Below are 19,372 nucleotides of genomic sequence, written 5' to 3' on the forward strand. Positions count from 1 at the left end.
CCCGAGTCCATCATGGCCGTCACCGTCGAAACCCTCGAAAAGCTGGAACGCCGCATCACCCTGCACGTGGCGGCCACTGACATCAACAGCGAAGTCGAAGCTCGCCTGAAGAAACTGGCGCGCACCGTCAAGGCCGACGGCTTCCGCCCCGGCAAGGTGCCGATGAGCGTCGTGGCCCAGCGCTACGGCTACTCGGTGCAGTACGAGGTCGTCAACGACAAGCTCGGCGCCGCCTTCAACACCGCCGCCAACGAAGCCCAGCTGCGCGTTGCCGGTGCCCCGCGCATCGAGCAGAAGAACGAAGCGCCCGAAGGCCAGATGGCTTTCGATGCGACGTTCGAGGTCTACCCCGAAGTCAAGATCGGTGACCTGGCCGGCGCCGAAGTCGAGCGCGTCACCAGCGACGTGACCGAAGAAGCCATCGACAAGACCGTCGAGATCCTGCGCAAGCAGCGCCGCAGCTTCGCCCAGCGCCCGGCCGCCGACGTTGCCGAGGCCGGTGACCGCGTCACCATCGACTTCGAAGGCAAGCTCGACGGCGAGCCCTTCCAGGGCGGCAAGGCCGAGGGTTTCCAGTTCCTGATCGGCGAAGGCCAGATGCTGGAGCAGTTCGACGCAGCTGTTCGTGGCATGAAGGCCGGCGAGAGCAAGACCTTCCCGCTGCAGTTCCCCGAGGACTACCACGGCAAGGACGTCGCCGGCAAGGAAGCCGACTTCCTGGTCACCGTCAAGAAGATCGAAGCCCAGCACCTGCCCGAAGTGAACGAGGCTTTCGCCAAGGCCCTCGGCATCAAGGACGCTTCCGTCGACGCCTTGCGCGCCGATATCAAGAAGAACCTTGAGCGCGAAGTGAAGTTCCGCGTGCTGGCTCGTAACAAGGGCGCCGTCATGGACGCGCTGGTGGCCGTTTCCGAGCTGGAAGTGCCTAACGCCCTGGTGCAGGGTGAAGCCGAGCGCATGGTCGGCCAGGCCCGCGAGGACCTGAAGAAGCGCGGCGTCAAGGACGCCGACAAGGCCGAGATCCCCGCCGACATCTTCAAGCCCCAAGCCGAGCGCCGCGTTCGCCTGGGCCTGGTGGTCGCCGAGCTGGTGCGCTCCAACAACCTGCAGGCCAAGCCGGCCCAGCTGCAGGCGCACATCGAAGAGCTGTCTCAGAGCTATGAGAAGCCCGCTGAAGTCATGCGCTGGTACCTGAGCGACCGTGAGCGTATGGCCGAGGTCGAGGCCGTCGTTGTCGAGAACAACGTCACGGAATTCGTGCTCGCCAATGCCAAGGTCAGCGACAAGGCCCTGCCTTTCGACGAGCTGATGGCTGCCGGCAACTGATTTGCCCACACGTGAAGAAGGCGCCGCGCCGCAAGGCCCGGCGCCTTCTTTATTGCGTGGCCATAATTCGCCCCCATGTCAGTCGACAACGCCAATCTCCAAGGATCTGAATGAGCGCGCTTGAAACCAGCAATCTGGGCATGGTGCCCATGGTCATCGAACAGTCGGGCCGCGGCGAGCGCGCCTACGACATCTACTCGCGCCTGCTGCGCGAGCGCATCATCTTCCTGGTCGGCCCGGTCAACGATGGCGTCGCCAACCTCGTCGTCGCCCAGTTGCTGTTCCTGGAGAGCGAGAACCCCGACAAGGAAATCTCGCTCTACATCAACAGCCCCGGCGGCAGCGTTTCCGCCGGCATGTCCATCTACGACACGATGAACTTCATCAAGCCCGAGGTGTCGACGCTGTGCATGGGCATGGCGGCCAGCATGGGCGCCTTCCTGCTGGCGGCAGGTGCCAAGGGCAAGCGCTTCTCGCTGCCCAACGCCAAGGTCATGATCCACCAGCCGCTGGGCGGCGCGCAGGGCCAGGCTACCGACATTGAAATCCATGCGCGTGAAATCCTGAAGACTCGCGATGCCTTGAACCGCATCCTGGCCGAGCGCACCGGCCAGAGCCTGGAGAAAATCCAGTCCGACACCGAGCGCGACTACTTCATGTCTGCGGCCGAGGCGCAGGGCTACGGGCTGATCGACCAGGTGCTGGAACACCGGCCCTGAGTTCGTGAGGGGCTGTCGCCAGCCCCGGATTCGCCGCGGAATCGGGGCCCTTATCCCCACGAGGGCCCCGAGATCGTTTGGACTATCATCATTCGAGGCACTCCGCCTCTTCATCGAGCAGTTTCATGGCCGAGAAAAAAGGCACTTCCAGCGAAAAAGTTTTGTACTGCTCGTTCTGCGGCAAGAGCCAGCATGAGGTCAAGAAACTGATCGCTGGCCCGTCGGTGTTCATCTGCGATGAATGCATCGAACTGTGCAATGACATCGTCCGCGACGAGATCCCGGCGCCGGCTCCGGCCGCGCGCTCGGCCAAGTCCGACCTGCCCGTGCCGAGCGAGATCAAGGCCAGCCTCGACCAGTACGTCATCGGCCAGGACGTAGCTAAGCGCACCCTCGCCGTTGCGGTCTACAACCACTACAAGCGCCTGCGCCACATGTCGACGAGCAAGGACTCGGTCGAGCTGTCCAAGAGCAACATCCTGCTGATCGGCCCCACCGGCTCCGGCAAGACGCTGCTGGCGCAGACGCTGGCCCGCCTGCTGAACGTGCCCTTCGTGATCGCCGATGCGACGACGCTGACCGAGGCCGGCTATGTCGGCGAGGACGTCGAGAACATCATCCAGAAGCTGCTGCAGAACTGCAATTACGACGTCGAGCGTGCGCAGCGAGGCATCGTCTACATCGACGAAATCGACAAGATCTCGCGCAAGGCCGACAACCCTTCCATCACGCGGGACGTGTCCGGCGAAGGCGTGCAGCAGGCGCTGCTCAAGCTCGTCGAAGGCACGATGGCCTCGGTGCCGCCGCAGGGCGGCCGCAAGCACCCGAACCAGGACTTCCTGCAGATCGACACGACCAACATCTTGTTCATCTGCGGCGGCGCCTTCGACGGCCTGGAGAAGGTCATCCAGAACCGCAGCGAGAAGTCCGGCATCGGCTTCGGTGCGAACGTGAAGAGCAAGAGCGACAAGAAGGTCGGCGAGGTCTTCCGCGAGTGCGAGCCCGAGGACATCATCAAGTTCGGTCTCATCCCTGAACTGGTCGGCCGCCTGCCCGTCGTCGCGACGCTGGGCGAGCTGACCGAAGACGCGCTGGTGCAGATCCTCACCGAGCCCAAGAACGCGCTGCTCAAGCAATACCAGCAGCTGTTCCAGATGGACGGCGTCGAGCTCGAGATCCGCAAGCCGGCGCTGGCTGCCATCGCCCGCAAGGCGCTGGCGCGCAAGACCGGCGCTCGTGGCCTGCGCTCCATCATGGAGCAGTCGCTGATCGACACCATGTTCGACCTGCCCGCGCTCGATGGCGTGGAGAAGGTCGTGCTGGACGAGCACAACATCGAGGACACCTCGGCACGTCCCTTGCTGGTCTATCGCGAACAGGCGAAAGCCAGCGCCTGAGCCCCCGCTAAGCCCTCAACTTGCAATCGCCCCCTCAGGCCTGATATCGGCCTGAGAAAGAGAGGTCTTCATGTCCGGACACCCCATCCTCCCCGCCGACCCCATCACGCTGCCGCTGCTGCCGCTGCGCGATGTCGTGGTCTTCCCGCACATGGTCATCCCGCTGTTCGTGGGCCGGCCGAAGTCCATCAAGGCGCTCGAAGCCGCCATGGAAGCGGGTCGCCAGATCATGCTGGTCGCCCAGAAGGCCGCCGGCAAGGACGAGCCCAAGCCCGAAGACATGTTCGAGGTCGGCTGCGTCTCCAGCATCCTGCAGATGTTGAAGCTGCCCGACGGCACCGTGAAGGTGCTGGTCGAAGGCCTGCAGCGCGCCACGACGCTGTCCATCACCGAGCCGGGCGAGCACTTCGTTGCCGAAGTGACGCCCATCCCGCCCGAGACCGAGCACGCGCCCGAAGTCGAGGCCCTGCGTCGCGCCGTCACCCAGCAGTTCGACCAGTACGTCAAGCTCAACAAGAAGATCCCGCCCGAGATCCTCACCTCCATCGGCGGCATCGACGATCCGGGTCGCCTGGCCGACACCATCGCCGCCCACCTGCCGCTCAAGCTCGACGCCAAGCAGGCCGTGCTGGACCTGTCTGAAGTGGCGAAGCGGCTCGAGAAGCTGCTCGACCTGCTCGAGCATGAGGTCGACATCCTGCAGGTGGAAAAGCGCATCCGTGGTCGCGTCAAGCGCCAGATGGAGAAGAGCCAGCGCGAGTACTACCTGAACGAGCAGGTCAAAGCCATCCAGAAGGAACTCGGTGACGGCGAAGAGGGCGCCGACATGGAGGAGCTCGAGAAGAAGATCATCGCGGCCAAGATGCCCAAGGAGGCCCGCAAGAAGGCCGACACCGAGCTCAAGAAGCTCAAGCTCATGTCGCCCATGTCCGCTGAAGCGACCGTGGTGCGCAACTACATCGACACGCTGGTCAACCTGCCCTGGAGCAAGAAGACCAAGATCAAGCACGATCTCAAGAACGCCGAGGACGTGCTGAACGAAGACCACTACGGCCTTGAGAAGGTCAAGGACCGCATCCTTGAATATCTCGCGGTGCAGCAACGCGTCGACAAGCTCAAGGCACCCATCCTGTGCCTTGTAGGCCCCCCGGGCGTCGGCAAGACGTCGCTGGGCCAGAGCGTGGCGCGGGCCACCGGCCGCAAGTTCGTCCGCATGGCCTTGGGCGGCGTGCGCGACGAGGCGGAGATCCGTGGCCACCGCCGCACCTACATCGGCTCCATGCCGGGCAAGGTGCTGCAGAGCCTGTCCAAGGTCGGCACGCGCAACCCGCTGTTCCTGCTCGACGAGATCGACAAGCTGGGTATGGACTTCCGTGGCGACCCGTCTTCGGCGCTGCTGGAGGTGCTGGACCCCGAGCAGAACCACACGTTCGGCGACCACTACGTCGAGGTCGACTTCGACCTGTCAGACGTGATGTTCGTGGCCACCTCCAACTCGATGAACATTCCGCCGGCCCTGCTGGACCGGATGGAAGTGATCCGCCTGTCGGGCTACACCGAGGACGAGAAGGTCAACATCGCGCAGACCTACCTACTGCCCAAGCAACGCAAGAACAACGGCGTGCTGGACGAGGAACTGGAGGTCACGGAATCCGCGATCCGTGGCGTCATCCGCTACTACACCCGTGAAGCCGGCGTGCGCTCGCTCGAGCGCGAGATGTCCAAGATCTGCCGCAAGGTCGTCAAGGGCATCCAGCTCAAGACCTATGAAGGCAAGGTCACCGTTGCCGAGGACAACCTCAACGACTTCCTCGGTGTGCGGAAGTACGACTTCGGCCGCGCCGAGAAGAAGAACCAGGTCGGCCAGGTCGTGGGTCTCGCTTGGACCGAGGTGGGCGGCGACCTGCTGACCATCGAAGCCACCGCGATGCCGGGCAAGGGCAACATCATCCGCACCGGTTCGCTGGGCGACGTGATGAAGGAGTCCGTCGAAGCCGCCCGCACGGTGGTGCGTTCGCGCGCTCGTCGCCTGGGCATCAAGGACGAGGTCTTCGAGAAGCGCGACGTGCACGTCCACGTGCCGGACGGCGCCACGCCCAAGGACGGCCCGAGCGCCGGTGCTGCAATGACGACGGCCTTCGTGTCGGCGCTGACCGGCATCCCGGTGCGGGCGGATGTGGCGATGACGGGCGAGATCACGCTGCGCGGCGAGGTCACGGCCATCGGCGGGCTGAAAGAGAAACTGCTCGCGGCCCATCGCGGCGGCATCAAGACCGTGATGATTCCGGAAGAGAACGTCAAGGACTTGCAGGACATCCCCGAGAACGTCAAGAACCAGCTCGAGATCGTGCCCGTGCGCTGGATCGAGCACGTGCTGGAGGTAGCACTCGAATCAAACCCGGTGCCGCTGCCGGATGAGGAAGTGACAGTTGCTGCGGCCAAGCCGGAAGAGGCGACGGCCAAGAGTCCGGTCGTGCCTCATTGAGTACAGCCGGCTTGTCATCCGGCTAAAAACCGGGTTACAATGCCGGCTTCGCTGAACGGGCAACTGCTCAGCAAATGCGGGATTAGCTCAGTTGGTAGAGCGATACCTTGCCAAGGTATAGGTCGAGAGTTCGAGTCTCTTATCCCGCTCCAGATTTTTCCTAAATGGGAAGCCCAGGCTTCCCATTTTCGTCAAGACCGCACCAACGGTTTTGACCGGGTTTGCAGCGGCGCGGTAGCAAAGCGGTTATGCCCCGGATTGCAAATCCGGTTAGTCCGGTTCGACTCCGGACCGCGCCTCCAAAAACACACTCATGCGGGTGTAGCTCAGTTGGTAGAGCGCAACCTTGCCAAGGTTGAGGTCACGAGTTCGAGCCTCGTTACCCGCTCCAAGAAATCGGTTCGCACCGATGTTTGGTCGCAAGACCGGACGAAATGCGGGATTAGCTCAGTTGGTAGAGCGATACCTTGCCAAGGTATAGGTCGAGAGTTCGAGTCTCTTATCCCGCTCCAAACTTCACGGGAGATTCGTTCATCGAATCTCCCGTTTTCTTTTGTCGGGCCGGGATAATCCCCGCGCCGCCCGGGTGGCGAAATCGGTAGACGCAGCGGACTTAAAATCCGCCTTCTGGAAACGGAAGTACGGGTTCGAGTCCCGTCCTGGGCACCACTCCTCCAACGGTCAGCACTTGCTTGCCGTTGCTGTTTTCGGGCTGCCAGGAATGGACATCCATGCCCTGCCAGCCGAGCACCTGCTCGACCCATGCCTGCAGTGCGGCGGGGTTGCCGCTGGTCACGACATCGAGGGCGGGTCGATCCTCCGGCGATGGCGTCCACAGGTCGGCGGCGCGGCGAGCCACAGCGGTCTCGATACGCAGCAAGTTCACATCAGAGCCGAGTGCCTGCTGCCAAAGCGGCTCGATCAACGGGTAGTGCGTGCAACCCAGCAGCGCTGTATCGACGCTGGCATCGCGCAGCGGCGCGCAGTAGCGCTCGACCAAGGCGCGCAGTTCCACGCTGCCCAGATCACCGGCCTCGATTCGGTCGACGATGCCGGGGCAGCCCTGGACGACGATCTCGCGTTCTCCCGCGTGGCGTTCGATCAGCGCGCGCAGCCGGTCGCTTGCGGCCGTGGCCGGGGTTGCCAGCAGGCCGATCCGCCCATTGCGCGTGGCTGCCACCGCCGGCTTGATGCCCGGCTCGGTGCCGACGAAGGGCAGGTTGGGCCAGCGGGCGCGTAGCGCTTCGATGGCGTGTGCCGTGGCCGTGTTGCAGGCGACGACGATCAGAGCCGCGCCCTGTGCGATCAGGTGCTCGGTGATGGCGATGCTGCGCGCGCGGATCTCCTCGGGGCTGCGGTTGCCATACGGCGCGTAGGCCGTGTCGGCCAGGTAGCGCAGCCGGGCGGAGGGCAGCAGGGCGCGCAGTTCGCGCAACACAGTGAAGCCGCCGACGCCGGAGTCAAATACGCCGATGCTTGCGCCGATTTCTCGGTCAGGTGAGGGGGCAATCTTCATGGGCGAAGGCAGTCTAGCTTCACGATTCGAGAGGCCTCTCCAAAAGACTTTTCCCGAGGCCGGCGAGGCTCTGGCTAGAATCGAACGATCGTGCTTTTTTATGCGCAGCTCCTGCTGGAGCGCCTCGTAGAATCCACTTAACGTTTACGTCAATTCGAGCTGGAGTTTTCGATGAAGGTCTTGGTTCCTGTCAAACGCGTCGTGGACTACAACGTCAAGGTGCGCGTGAAGAGTGATGGCACGGGCGTCGACATCGCCAATGTGAAGATGTCGATGAACCCCTTCGACGAAATTGCCGTCGAAGAGGCAGTGCGGCTCAAGGAAAAGGGCGTGGTCACGGAAATCATTGCCGTGACCTGCGGCGTGGCGGCGGCCCAGGACATCCTGCGCACGGCCATGGCCATCGGCGCTGACCGCGCCATCCTGGTGGAAACCGATGCCGAACTGCAGCCGCTGGCCGTCGCCAAGCTGCTGAAGGCGCTGGTGGACAAGGAGCAGCCGCAACTGGTCATCCTGGGCAAGCAGGCCATCGATGACGACTGCAACCAGACCGGCCAGATGTTGGCCGCGCTGGCCAACCTGCCGCAGGGCACGTTCGCGAGCAAGGTGGAAGTGGCCGGCGACAAGGTGGCCGTGACCCGCGAGGTGGATGGCGGCCTGGAAACGGTGTCCCTGAGCCTGCCGGCCGTCGTGACGACCGACCTGCGCCTGAACGAGCCGCGTTACGTGACGCTGCCCAACATCATGAAGGCGCGCAAGAAGCCGCTGGAGACCATCAAGCCGGCCGACCTGGGCGTGGACGTGACGCCGCGCATCAAGACGCTGACGGTTGCTGAGCCGCCCAAGCGCGGTGCCGGCGTGAAGGTGCCGGATGTGGCGACCCTTGTCGCCAAGCTCAAGACCGAAGCCAAGGTCATCTAAGTCGCCTCGCACAAGAAATCTGGAGTTGAAGACATGACCGCACTCGTCATTGCCGAACACGACAGCGCCTCCATCAGGGGCGCAACGCTGAACACCGTCACCGCCGCCGCAGCCCTGGGTGGCGACGTGCATGTGCTGGTGGCTGGCCACAACGCCGCTGCCGCCGCCGCCGCTGCCTCGCAGATCGCTGGCGTCGCCAAGGTGCTGCACGCCGACTCGGCCGCGCTGGCCGAAGGCCTGGCGGAGAACGTTGCCGCGCAGGTGATCGCGCTGGCCTCCGGCTACAGCCACATCCTCTTCCCGGCCACTGCCTCGGGCAAGAACGTCGCCCCGCGCGTCGCCGCCTTGCTGGACGTGGCCCAGGTGAGCGAAATCAGCAAGGTCATCAGCGCTGACACGTTCGAGCGTCCCATCTACGCCGGCAATGCGATCGCGACCGTGCAGAGCCTGGACGCGACCAAGGTCATCACCGTGCGCACGACCGGCTTCGATCCTGCTGCGGCGACCGGCGGCTCCGCTGCCGTCGAATCCATCACGGCCGCTGCCGACAGCGGCAAGAGCAGCTTCGTCGGCCGTGAGGTGACGAAGAGCGACCGCCCGGAGCTGACCGCCGCCAAGATCATCGTGTCGGGTGGCCGAGCGCTGGGCAGCAGCGACAAGTTCATGGAAGTGCTGACGCCGCTGGCCGACAAGCTCGGCGCGGCGCTGGGTGCCTCGCGCGCCGCCGTTGACGCGGGCTATGCGCCCAACGACTGGCAGGTCGGCCAGACCGGCAAGATCGTCGCGCCGCAGCTCTACATCGCCGCCGGCATCTCGGGCGCCATCCAGCATCTGGCCGGCATGAAGGACTCCAAGGTCATCGTCGCGATCAACAAGGACCCGGAAGCGCCGATCTTCTCGGTGGCCGACTACGGCCTGGAAGCCGATCTGTTCACAGCCGTGCCGGAGCTCGTCGCCGCGCTGTAAGCCGACGGCCATCACTGCCGGGCGCCCCGACCGTCGTCGCGGCGCCCTTTTTGTTTCCGCAAGGAGGAACAAATGAGTTACCAAGCTCCCGTCAAGGACATGCTCTTCAATATCCAGCACCTCGCCGGGCTGGAGACGCTAACGAACCAAGTCCCCGCCTTTGCGGACTACGGCCTGGACACCGCTGCCGCCGTGCTGGACGAATGCGCCAAGCTGACGCAGGACGTCATCGCGCCGCTGAACTTCGAGGGCGACAAGAACCCGTCGAGCTGGAAGGACGGCGTGGTGACAACGACGCCCGGCTTCAAGGAGGCCTTCCGCGCCTATGCCGAGGGTGGCTGGCAGGGGCTGGTGCACCCGTCCGAGTTCGGCGGCCAGGGCGCGCCCAAGACGATTGCGGCGGCCTGCAATGAGATGCTGCAGGCGGCCAACATGAGCTTTGCGCTGTGTCCGCTGCTGACCGACGGTGCCGTCGAGGCGCTGCTGACCGCCGGCAGCGATGAGCAGCGTGCCGTCTACATCCCCAAGCTGCTGGACGGTTCGTGGACGGGCACCATGTGCCTCACCGAGCCGCAGGCCGGCTCCGACCTGGCCCTGGTGCGCACGCGCGCCGAGCCGCAAGGCGACGGCACCTACAAGATCTTCGGCACCAAGATCTTCATCACCTACGGTGAGCACGACATGGCCGAGAACATCGTCCACCTCGTGCTGGCCCGCGTGGCCGGTGCGCCGGAGGGCGTGAAGGGCATCAGCCTGTTCCTGGTGCCGAAGTTCCTGGTCAACGCGGACGGTACGTTAGGCGATCGCAACGATGCGCATTGCGTGTCCATCGAACACAAGATGGGCATCAAGGCGAGCCCGACAGCGGTCCTCCAATTTGGTGACCATGGTGGCGCCGTCGGCACGCTGATCGGCCAGGAGAACCGCGGCCTGGAATACATGTTCATCATGATGAACGCGGCCCGCTACGGTGTGGGTGTGCAGGGCATCGGCATCGCCGACCGTGCCTACCAGAAGGCGGTTGCCTATGCGAAGGACCGCGTGCAGTCGCGCCCGGTGGATGGCTCGGTGGCCGGCAGCGCCGCCATCATCCATCACCCTGACGTGCGCCGCATGCTGATGACGATGCGCTCGCTGACCGAGGGCTGTCGCGCGATGGCGAGCACGGCGGCGGCGGCGTTTGACGCTGCCCATCACCACCCTGATGCCGACGCCCGCAAGCAGAACCAGGCCTTCTACGAGTTCATGGTGCCGCTGGTGAAGGGCTACAGCACCGAGATGAGCCTGGAGGTCACGTCGCTGGGCGTGCAGGTGCATGGCGGCATGGGCTTCATCGAGGAAACCGGCGCGGCGCAGTACTACCGCGACGCCAAGATCCTGACCATCTACGAAGGCACGACGGCCATCCAGGCCAATGACCTGGTCGGGCGCAAGACGGCGCGTGACGGCGGGCAGCTGGCGCGCGCCGTGGCAGGGCAGGTCGAGGTGACGGAGGGCGAGCTGGCCAGGCGCGACAGCGCCGCTGCGCGCGCTGTGTGCAAGGCGCTGCGTGCGTCCCGCGAGGACTACCTCGCCGCCGTCGACTTCATCGCCGGCTCGGCCAAGGCCAACCCGAACGCGGCCTATGCCGGCTCGGTGCCCTATCTGATGCTGGCGGGCAACCTCGTCGCCGGCTGGCAGCTCGCCCGCGCGCTGCTGGCTGCCGAAGACGCGTTGGCGACTGACAGGCCTTTCATGGCAGCCAAGATCGCTACGGCGCGTTTCTACGCCGAGCACATCCTGCCGCGCACCGCGTCACTGCGCTCGGCAATCGTCGACGGCGCCGACAGCGTCACTGCCCTTTCCCTCGAAGCCTTTTGATGACCTTGCGGGTTGGACCACGCGCAGAGCGTGTGCTCCGACCCCAACTTACTGAGTGAGTTCACCTTGGCCCTGCCTCCCATCCTGCAGAACCTGCCGCTGCCCATCATCGGCTCGCCGCTGTTCATCATCAGCAACCCCAAGCTCGTCATCGAGCAGTGCAAGGCCGGCGTCGTCGGCTCCATGCCGGCTCTGAATGCGCGGCCTGCCGAGCTGCTCGACGAGTGGCTGGCCGAGATCACCGAAACGCTGGCGGCCTACAACCGCGCCAACCCGGACAAGCCGGCCGCGCCGTTCGCCATCAACCAGATCGTGCACAAGAGCAACGAGCGCCTGGAGCACGACATGGCGGTCTGCGCCAAGTACAAGGTGCCGATCATCATCACGTCGCTCGGCGCGCGCGAGGATGTGAACAACGCAGTGCATGCCTGGGGCGGCGTCGTGCTGCACGACATCATCAACAACAAGTTCGCCCGCAAGGCCATCGAGAAGGGCGCTGACGGCCTGATCGCCGTGGCAGCGGGTGCCGGTGGCCACGCGGGCGTGAAGAGCCCGTTCGCGCTGATCCAGGAGATCCGTGAATGGTTCGACGGCCCGGTGGCGCTGTCGGGATCAATAGCCACCGGCGACGCGGTGCTGGCCGCGCAGGCCATGGGTGCCGACTTCGGCTACATCGGCTCGGCCTTCATCGCGACCGACGAGGCCCGTGCCAGCGACGAGTACAAGCAGATGATCGTCGCCAGCAACAGCGATGACATTGTCTACAGCAACCTGTTCACCGGCGTGCATGGCAACTACCTGCGCGGCTCCATCGTCGCGGCCGGACTGGACCCGGACAAGCTGCCTGAGAGCGACCCCAGTGCGATGAACTTCGGCGGCGGCGCGGCCAAGGCCTGGAAGGACATCTGGGGCAGCGGCCAGGGCATAGGCGCGGTGCGTGAAGTGCTGCCGACAGCGCAGCTCGTGGCCCGCTTGAAGCGCGAGTACCTCGCGGCCCGTGAGCGCCTGAAGCTCGGCTGAGCCGTCAGCGGATGCGCCAGGCCGGCAGTGTCCAACCCGTCCACAAGGCCAGGCCGCGCAGCAGCACCGCTGTCGCGGCCGCTGCGCTGATGGCGGCCCACTGCGGCGCGTTCACGTGCACGGCCGCCACCAGCACCCAGGCGCCGACGAAGCTGCACAGCGCATAGGGCCGGTGGTCGTGGAAGGCCGCCGGGATCTCGTTGCAGACGATGTCGCGCAGCACGCCGCCGAAGGTGGCCGTGATGACGCCCATGAGCACGGCGACGATGGGCGGCTGGCCCAGGTCCAGCGCGATCAGCGTGCCGTTGGCCGTGAACAGGCCCAGGCCCAGTGCATCCGGCCACTGGATGGCCTTCTCGGTCAGCGCCAGATGGCGCCCGCGCATGAAGAGCATGGCGGCAAAGGACAGGCCCATCAGCGCCCACAGCCAGTCGGCATGCTCGACCCAGAAAAAGGGCCGGCGGTCCAGCAGCACGTCGCGCAGCGTGCCGCCGCCGAAGGCGGACAGGCCCGCAATGATGCATAGGCCGACGACATCGAGCTGCTTGCGTGCGCCGGCCAGCAGCCCGGACAGCGCGAAGGCGAGGGTCGCTGCGATCTCGACCGCCGCCTGCAGCGTGGAGAAGTTGATGACGGGAGGCTTCATAGCAGGGCTGCGTCCTTGAGGAAGCGGGACGGGTGTTCGGGGTCGAAGGTCATCGTCAGGCGGCGCCTGGCGCGCGTCATCGCGACGTAGAGCAGGTTGCGGTTCTCCGTCGAGCCCTCGCCGAACTCGTCTCGGTTCAGATGCGGGATGAGCACATGGTCGAACTCCAGGCCTTTGGCCGCCTCGATGCTGGACAGCGCCACGCGTTCGCTGGCGCTCAGGCCGCGGCGCGTCCTGTCCATCGCCGAGAACATGCGGAAGGCGCCGTCGACGCCCGCGTCTTCGGCGACGGCAAGACAGTGCAGCTGCCTGACGTTGTCGGCCACCTGGGCGGCGTCTTCCTTGCGCACGAACACGCGGGCGGCGAGCTTCAGCGGGTCCAGCGCCTTCAGGAAGGACGCTTCGAAGGCGTCGAAGTCGTTGCCGCGCAGGATGGCCAGTGCCGCCTCCAGCTGGCGCCGTGCGGCCGGGTCGGCGCTGCGCAGCACGTGGCCCTCGATGAAGGCCTGCGTCGAGTCCATCTGTGCCGAGGCCTCGGCGACGGCGGCGCGCTGGGCCGCCGTGCTGTCCAGGTGTCGCAGTTCCAGGCTGTCCACCTTGGCGCCGGAGAACATCAGCAGGGCGTCCAGCAGCCGTGCGCGCCGCGTGGCGTCCTCGAAGCCGGTGAAGTCACGGTGTGCGTGGGCATAGAGGCCGCGCACCAGCAGGGTCTCGGGGCGCTCCAGGTAGGGCGCGAAGCCCACCGAACCGTAGGGCACGGCCAGGCGCAGCAGCTCGTGTTCGATCAATACCGACTGCGCGGGATGGCGCAACAGCACGCGCAGGCTGGTGAGCGTCTTCTGTTGGTGGTGGGCCTGCGCCTGGCGGGCGACGAACTCGGCCGCCAGGCGCGGGGTTTCGCAGCGCTCCAGCAGGATGTCGGTGCGCAGTGACTCGTCCGCCGCGTAGGGCTTGCGGGCGAGCGCCCCCAGATGCCGTGCAAGCTGGGGGCTGAAGCGGCGGCTTTGCGTGAGCGGCAGTACCTGCGGCGTGCCGATCTCCGCCTTGAAATGCTCGCCCATGAACGCGGCCTCGGCGCCGGTCTGCGAGTGGATGACCTGGTCGCGGTCGCCCACCGCCACGAAGGCCGCGCGGGGGGTGGCGGCCAGCACCGCCTTGAGCACGGTGAAGGCGGCGCGGTTCACATCGTGCATCTCGTCGACGCAGAGCAGCGACAGGCTCAGGTCGAGCGGGTCGTCGCCGGCTGCGATCTCGCCGGTCGTCAACAGGCGGGCGAGGTCGTAGGTGGCATCGCCATCGAACTGGTACTCGGGGTGATCGGGGTGACCACCCTTGCGGATGAACTCGTAGCGCTGCCACACCCGCATCGTGAAGTAGCCAAAGCCCAGCTCGTCGGCCAGGGCGGGCGTCAGGCGTTCCTCGGGGTCCAGGTGCTGCATCACCATGCGGCCCTTGAGCAGGTCGAAGGACTGGAGCAGGCCTTCGACGAGGTCGCCGGGCATGGCGTTGTGCATCATCTCGTCGGGGTAGGGCTCCTCGGGTACCGACTGGGCGCGCTCGATGGCGCGCACGACATACGGCTTCACCTGCTCCAGCGACGTGAGTGTGGGCGTCTTCACGCCTTCGAAATTCGCCAGCAGTGCGCGGCTGAAGGCCTCGAAGGTCTGGATGCGCAGTTGTTGAACGGTGGCCTTGGGCACGCCGATGTGGGCCAGGCGCTCCCGCAAGGCCTCGACGGCCGGCGCGGTCGCCGTGAGCGCCAGCACGGTCTCGGGCGGCGCGCCGCGCTGCAGGGCCTGGGCGATGCGCAGGGCCAGCGTGGTGGTCTTGGCGGCGCCTGCGTTGGCCTCGACGAGCAGCAGCCGGCTTCTCAGCAGCTGGATGGCGAGTTGCTCGTCACTCGGCGTGATGTGGGTGGGCTGGAAGGGGGCGTCGCTCATGGTGCGGATTGGACCGCAGATGCAGGCCGAGTCCCCCGGCCACGGTCACTTCACAGTCGCCCACCTCGCCTGCGGCGCATCGTTGGCCGAGTGCGGGATCGTCACGCCCGCCTTCATCGCCCACGGCCGCACCTGGTGGTGGATGGGGATGAAAAGGAACTCATCGCGCGTGCGCTTGAGCGCCTCTTGCATCAGCGCCAGTCGCTTGGGGGCATCCGTCTCGACCTTCATCTGCTGCACCAGTGCATCGACCTTCGCGTCGCTGATGCGCGAGTAGTTGCCCTTGCCGTCGGCACCGCTGGTCTTGGTGTGGACGATGTCCTGCAGCGTGTATTGCGCGTCAAAGGTCGTCACGCCCCAGCCGTACAGGTACAGCGGCAGGTCGAAGCGCTGCAGCGCGGCCGAATGCTGGCTCATCGGCTGTGTCGTCAGCTTGGCCTTCACGCCGATGCGCGACCACATCGACACCACCGCCTGGCAGATTTCCTCGTCGTTGACGTAGCGGTCGTTCGGGCAGGCCAGCGGCACCTCGAAGCCGTCTGCGAACCCAGCCTCCGCCATCAACTGCTTGGCGCGCGCCACGTCGGGCCTGGCCACCACGTCGAGTTCGGCCGACCAGCCGTAGGCCACCGGCGCCACCATGAGCGCTGCGGGGATCGACAGGCCGCGCATCAGGCTGCGTTTGATGGCCTCGCGGTCGATGGCCAGCGACATGGCTTCGCGCACGCGCCGGTCCTTGAACGGGTTTTTGCCCTTCACGCTGGCGCCCTTGATCTCTTCGCTGCCGAGGTCCAGTGCAAAGAAGATCGTGCGGTTCTCGGGCCCGTCGATGACCTTGAGACGCGGGTCGGCCTTGAGCTTGGCCACGTCCTGCGGCGGCAGGTCGGTCAGCAGGTCCAGCGCGCCCGACAGCAGCGCGGCGACGCGTGTCGCGTCGGACTTGATCGGCAGATAGGTCACCTCCGAGACGTTGCCCTTGGGCTTGTCCCACCAATCCTTGTTGGCCACCATCGTGACCTTCTGGTCCGGCGTCCAGCCGGTGATCTTGAACGGCCCGGTGCCCATCGCGTTGCGCGAGGCGTAGGTGTCTTCCTTGGCCTTGAAGTCCTGCGGGTTCTCGGAGCGGTTCTTCGTCGCCCAGGCCTTGCTGACGATGCGCGCGAAGGTCAGGTTGCGCAGCAGCACGGGGCTGGGGCCGTCGAGCAGCAGGTCCACCGTGTGGCTGTCGATCTTCTTGACCTCCTTGATGCCCGACACGTAGATGACCATGTTGCTGGCCGGGTGCTTGATGCGCTGCAGGCTGAAGACCACGTCGTCGGCCGTGAACGGCGTGCCGTCGTGGAACTTCACGCCCTTGCGCAGCTCGAAGCGCACCTGGGTGGGCGTCACGAAGGTCCACTTGGTGGCCAGCGCGGGCTCGACATCGAATTTCTCCGTGTAGCGCGTCAGGCCCTCGTAGGCATAGCCCTGGATGGTGGTCGTCGCGGAGTGGTTCTGCGAATGCGGGTCCAGCGTCTGGATGTCGTTCTGCGCGGCCCAGCGCAGCGGGTTCGCGCTGGACAGGCCGGCGGCCAGCAGCAGGGCACAGAGGGTGGCGAGTTGTTTCATTTGATGGTGGTGTAGCGAGCTTCGAAGTAGTCGTTGGAGCGGTGGATGGTGCCCACGCCCTTCTTCATCGCCCAGGGGCGGATCTGGTGGTGGACGGGGATGAACAGCGCCTCGTCGCGTATGCGCAGCAGCGCCTCCTTGATCAGCGCGTTGCGTTTGGGGACATCGGGCTCGAACTTGATCTTCTGGATCAGGCCGTCGAGTTTCGCGTCGCTGACCTTGCCGAAGTTGAAGTTGCCATCGGCGCCCGTCGTGCGCGTATGGCCCCAAGCCTGCATGCCGTAGAGCGCGTCATAGGTCGACACGCCCCAGCCCAGCATGAAGAACGGCGACTCGTGGCGCTGGAAGGTCTGGCTGTGCGTCGCGAACGGCGCGCCGATCAGCCGCGCCTTCACGCCCACCTTTGCCCACATCGACACCGCCGCCTGGCAGACCTGCTCGTCGTTGACGTAGCGGTTGTTGGGGCAGTGCAGCGGCACCTCGAAGCCCTGCGGGTAGCCGGCCTCGGCCAGCAGCTTGCGGGCCTTGTCGAGGTCGGGCTTGACCGGCGCGTCCAGCGCCGCGTCATAGCCGTTGACGCCCGGCGGGATCATCAGCGCGCCGGGCACCGACAGGCCGCGCATGATGCTGCGCTTGATGGCCTCGCGGTCCAGCGCCAGGTTCAGCGCTTCCCGCACGCGCTTGTCCTTGAAAGGATTTTTGCCCTTCACGCTGGAGTCGCGCAGTTCCTCGCTGCCCTGGTCCATGACGAAGAAGATGGTGCGGATCTCGGCACCCTCCAGCAGCTTGACCTTGCCGTCCTCCTTGAGCTTGAAGAAGTCCTGCGGCGGCAGGTCGGTGACGATGTCCACATCGCCCGACAGCAGCGCCGCCACGCGCGTCGGCGGCGACTTGATGGGCAGATAGCTCAGCTCGGTCACATTGCTGGGGTTCTTGTCCCACCAATCCTTGTTGGCCACCATCTTGACGGCCTGGTCGGGCTGCCAGCTCACCAGCTTGTAAGGCCCGGTGCCATTGGCGTTGCGCGCGGCGTAGTTCTCTTCCTTGGCCTTGTAGTCCTGCGTGCTGGTCGTGTTGTTCTTCGTCGCCCACGCCTTGTTCATGATGGGGAAGCTGATGATGTTCTGCAGCAGCATCGGCGTCGGCGCTTCGAGGATCAGGTCGACCGTGTGGTCGTCGTTCTTCTTGACCTCCTTGATGCCGCTGACGTAGGTCTGCTTGGTTCCCTGCGGCTGCGTGATGCGGCCGAAGCTGAAGACCACGTCATCGGCCGTGAATGGCGTGCCGTCGTGGAACTTGACGCCGCGGCGTAGTTCGAAGCGCACCTGCGTCTGGGTCAGGTAGGTCCACTTGGTGGCCAGCGAAGGTTCGGGCCGGTAGTCCTTGCCCAGCCGCGTGAGGCCCTCGTAGATGTGGTTGCCGATGGCGTTGGAGGTATTGTGGTCCTGCGAGTGCGGGTCCAGCGTCAGGATGTCGTTCTGTGCGGCCCAGCGCAGCGGGGCGGCCGAAGCTGTTCCCAATGTGAGGGCGGCCAGCAGCGGGAGGAGACGGGCAAGTTTCATGCGGCTTCCTTGTGGGATGGCAGAAGCCAAAAATACTAGCCGCGACCGGGGGTGTTCCGGCTAGGGCTTGCCCGCGACTTCTAGGGAGCAGTCGCAGCCGCTGCCCGACGAGATCCAGCGCTTCACGAGCCAGCCACGCATGCCGCTCGGTTGCGCCGTCAGCGCACCGCACTCATAGCGTGCGCCGGTCCAGCGCAGGGCGACGCATGCACCTTTGAGGCGCCGGCTCAGGATGGCGCCGAGTGGGCAGGACTCGGCCAGGCAGCAGACGCCGCAGCCGTTGCAGGTGGCTCCGAGCGCCGGCTTGGGCGGCGCGTCGGGGTGGATCTCGATGACCCGGTGGGTCAGGTCTTCACGCCCAGCTCGCGCAGGCGCTCGTTCAGGTAGCTCTCCGCCGTGTAGCGGTCGCTCAAGACCACGTCATCGCGCGGGTGCAGGAACAGCGGCAGGGACACGCGGCTCTTCTTGGCGCCTTCGCCGGTCGGGTTGACGACGCGGTGCTGTGTCGACGGGTAGTAGCCTTCGGAGGCTTCCTGCAGCATGTCACCGATGTTGATGGTCAGCGTGCCGAAGTCGCAGGGCACGTCGTGCCAGGCGTTGTCGGTGCCCAGCACCTGCAGGCCGGGCTCGTTGGCGGCGGGCAGGATGGTCAGCAGGTTGATGTCGCCATGCGCAGCGGCCCGCAGCGACCCTGCCGGCTCCTCGCCCGTCAGCGGCGGGTAGCGCAGCACGCGCAGCAGCGTCTTGCTGCTGCCCTGGATCATGTTCGACAGCGGCTCGCGGTACCGCGCGGCGATCTCCGGCGGCGTGTAGCGCTCGACCCAGCCCAGCAGTTCCTCGGCCAGCGCATTGGCCTCGCGGTAGTAGGCGAGGGCGTCGGCCTTCAACTGCTCCGGGATGCGGCCCCAGGGGTAGACATGGAAGTACTCCTTGATGTCTTTCTGCTTGGCACCCTTCGCGGTTTCGGAGATCGCGGTCGAGAAATATCCATCCTGCGTTTCCTTGGAAAACGCAAACCCGTGCTTGGCCTCGCTGTTGAAGAAGGCCAGCCAGTCGGCGTAGATCTTCTCGACCAGTGCCTGCCGGATCGGGTGGTTGGTCAGCACGCCGAAACCGGTCTCGTGCAGGGAGCGCGTGAACTTTTCTGCCGCGTCGGGTGCGCGGTAGTCGACGACTTGAACTTGCATGGGGATCTCCTGAATGTCCCTCGGCACAGCCATTCAATCGCGGGGCTGATGCGGCGGCAAGTTTACGAGTCAGTCAACTTTGTCGAGCTTCGGCACGTGAACTTTGTCGCGCCCCGGCGACCTCTCGGGCAAACCCGGAGTGCTAGAGTTCGCGCCCTGAGACGTAAACCAGTCCTTCCCGTCCCTTTTGCTGGTAACAGTGAAGGTGGGTCGCAATCC

The 19,372-nt window shown here is 65.5% G+C and carries 13 protein-coding genes, 5 tRNA genes and 1 pseudogene; 13 read left to right on the top strand and 6 right to left on the bottom strand.

What is annotated here, in order from left to right:
- The first annotated feature begins 12 nt into the window (after positions 1 to 12).
- The 9 genes from tig to ACG00Y_RS25075 all read left to right on the top strand — a co-directional run bounded on the left by tig (position 13) and on the right by ACG00Y_RS25075 (position 6,596).
- Positions 13 to 1,326 carry a trigger factor gene (gene tig / locus ACG00Y_RS25035; RefSeq protein WP_394483694.1) on the top strand — a complete coding sequence of 438 codons (1,314 nt, stop codon included), beginning with the start codon at positions 13 to 15 and terminating at the stop codon, positions 1,324 to 1,326.
- A 110-nt stretch (positions 1,327 to 1,436) separates the two neighbouring features.
- The gene (gene clpP, locus ACG00Y_RS25040) at positions 1,437 to 2,045 is read left to right on the top strand and encodes an ATP-dependent Clp endopeptidase proteolytic subunit ClpP (RefSeq protein ID WP_394483696.1); all 609 of its coding nucleotides are present in this window, start codon (positions 1,437 to 1,439) and stop codon (positions 2,043 to 2,045) included.
- Between the two features lie 125 nt (positions 2,046 to 2,170).
- On the top strand, positions 2,171 to 3,442 hold the full coding sequence (gene clpX / locus ACG00Y_RS25045; protein ID WP_394483698.1) for an ATP-dependent Clp protease ATP-binding subunit ClpX: 1,272 nt from the start codon (positions 2,171 to 2,173) through the stop codon (positions 3,440 to 3,442).
- Between the two features lie 70 nt (positions 3,443 to 3,512).
- Positions 3,513 to 5,927 (top strand): endopeptidase La, encoded by a 2,415-nt coding sequence (gene lon / locus ACG00Y_RS25050; protein WP_394483700.1) that lies wholly within the window; start codon positions 3,513 to 3,515, stop codon positions 5,925 to 5,927.
- Positions 5,928 to 6,003: 76 nt separating this feature from the next.
- Positions 6,004 to 6,079, top strand: a tRNA-Gly gene (locus ACG00Y_RS25055).
- 76 nt (positions 6,080 to 6,155) lie between these two features.
- Positions 6,156 to 6,229: transfer RNA gene (locus tag ACG00Y_RS25060), tRNA-Cys, on the top strand.
- 13 nt (positions 6,230 to 6,242) lie between these two features.
- A tRNA-Gly gene (locus ACG00Y_RS25065) sits at positions 6,243 to 6,318 on the top strand.
- A 45-nt stretch (positions 6,319 to 6,363) separates the two neighbouring features.
- Positions 6,364 to 6,439 (top strand) — tRNA-Gly (locus ACG00Y_RS25070).
- Between the two features lie 68 nt (positions 6,440 to 6,507).
- A tRNA-Leu gene (locus tag ACG00Y_RS25075) sits at positions 6,508 to 6,596 on the top strand.
- Between the two features lie 226 nt (positions 6,597 to 6,822).
- Here the strand turns inward: ACG00Y_RS25075 and murI are convergent.
- Positions 6,823 to 7,443: pseudogene (gene murI / locus ACG00Y_RS25080) on the bottom strand (glutamate racemase); the annotation flags it as partial.
- 171 nt (positions 7,444 to 7,614) lie between these two features.
- Between murI and ACG00Y_RS25085 the strand changes: the two are divergent.
- The 4 genes from ACG00Y_RS25085 (at position 7,615) to ACG00Y_RS25100 (ending at position 12,210) form a co-directional block, all read left to right on the top strand.
- Positions 7,615 to 8,364, top strand: a complete 750-nt coding sequence (locus ACG00Y_RS25085; protein WP_394483702.1) for an electron transfer flavoprotein subunit beta/FixA family protein — start codon at positions 7,615 to 7,617, stop codon at positions 8,362 to 8,364.
- Positions 8,365 to 8,397: 33 nt separating this feature from the next.
- Positions 8,398 to 9,330 (top strand): electron transfer flavoprotein subunit alpha/FixB family protein, encoded by a 933-nt coding sequence (locus ACG00Y_RS25090; RefSeq protein WP_394483704.1) that lies wholly within the window; start codon positions 8,398 to 8,400, stop codon positions 9,328 to 9,330.
- 72 nt (positions 9,331 to 9,402) lie between these two features.
- Complete coding sequence (locus ACG00Y_RS25095; protein WP_394483706.1) at positions 9,403 to 11,190, top strand: acyl-CoA dehydrogenase; 1,788 nt, start codon at positions 9,403 to 9,405, stop codon at positions 11,188 to 11,190.
- A gap of 66 nt (positions 11,191 to 11,256) precedes the next feature.
- Positions 11,257 to 12,210 (top strand): NAD(P)H-dependent flavin oxidoreductase, encoded by a 954-nt coding sequence (locus ACG00Y_RS25100; RefSeq protein ID WP_394483708.1) that lies wholly within the window; start codon positions 11,257 to 11,259, stop codon positions 12,208 to 12,210.
- A 4-nt stretch (positions 12,211 to 12,214) separates the two neighbouring features.
- On the opposite strand, the gene ACG00Y_RS25105 is transcribed toward ACG00Y_RS25100, so the two are convergent.
- From ACG00Y_RS25105 to ACG00Y_RS25125, 5 genes are all read right to left on the bottom strand, one after another.
- Entirely contained in the window at positions 12,215 to 12,856 is a 642-nt protein-coding gene (locus ACG00Y_RS25105) for a trimeric intracellular cation channel family protein (protein WP_394483710.1), read from the bottom strand.
- A complete protein-coding gene (locus ACG00Y_RS25110; RefSeq protein ID WP_394483712.1) occupies positions 12,853 to 14,796 on the bottom strand; it encodes a 3'-5' exonuclease in 1,944 nt (647 codons plus the stop codon). Before ACG00Y_RS25110 ends, ACG00Y_RS25105 begins: the two co-directional genes overlap by 4 nt.
- A 45-nt stretch (positions 14,797 to 14,841) precedes the next feature.
- Complete coding sequence (locus ACG00Y_RS25115; RefSeq protein ID WP_394483714.1) at positions 14,842 to 16,404, bottom strand: ABC transporter substrate-binding protein; 1,563 nt, start codon at positions 16,402 to 16,404, stop codon at positions 14,842 to 14,844.
- Complete coding sequence (locus ACG00Y_RS25120) at positions 16,401 to 17,966, bottom strand: ABC transporter substrate-binding protein (protein WP_394483716.1); 1,566 nt, start codon at positions 17,964 to 17,966, stop codon at positions 16,401 to 16,403. Before ACG00Y_RS25120 ends, ACG00Y_RS25115 begins: the two co-directional genes overlap by 4 nt.
- Before the next feature lie 344 nt (positions 17,967 to 18,310).
- Complete coding sequence (locus ACG00Y_RS25125; protein ID WP_394483718.1) at positions 18,311 to 19,153, bottom strand: 2OG-Fe(II) oxygenase family protein; 843 nt, start codon at positions 19,151 to 19,153, stop codon at positions 18,311 to 18,313.
- Positions 19,154 to 19,372 lie beyond the last annotated feature (219 nt).

This window comes from Pelomonas parva, from assembly GCF_043555835.1.
Classification (GTDB): domain Bacteria; phylum Pseudomonadota; class Gammaproteobacteria; order Burkholderiales; family Burkholderiaceae_C; genus Pelomonas; species Pelomonas parva.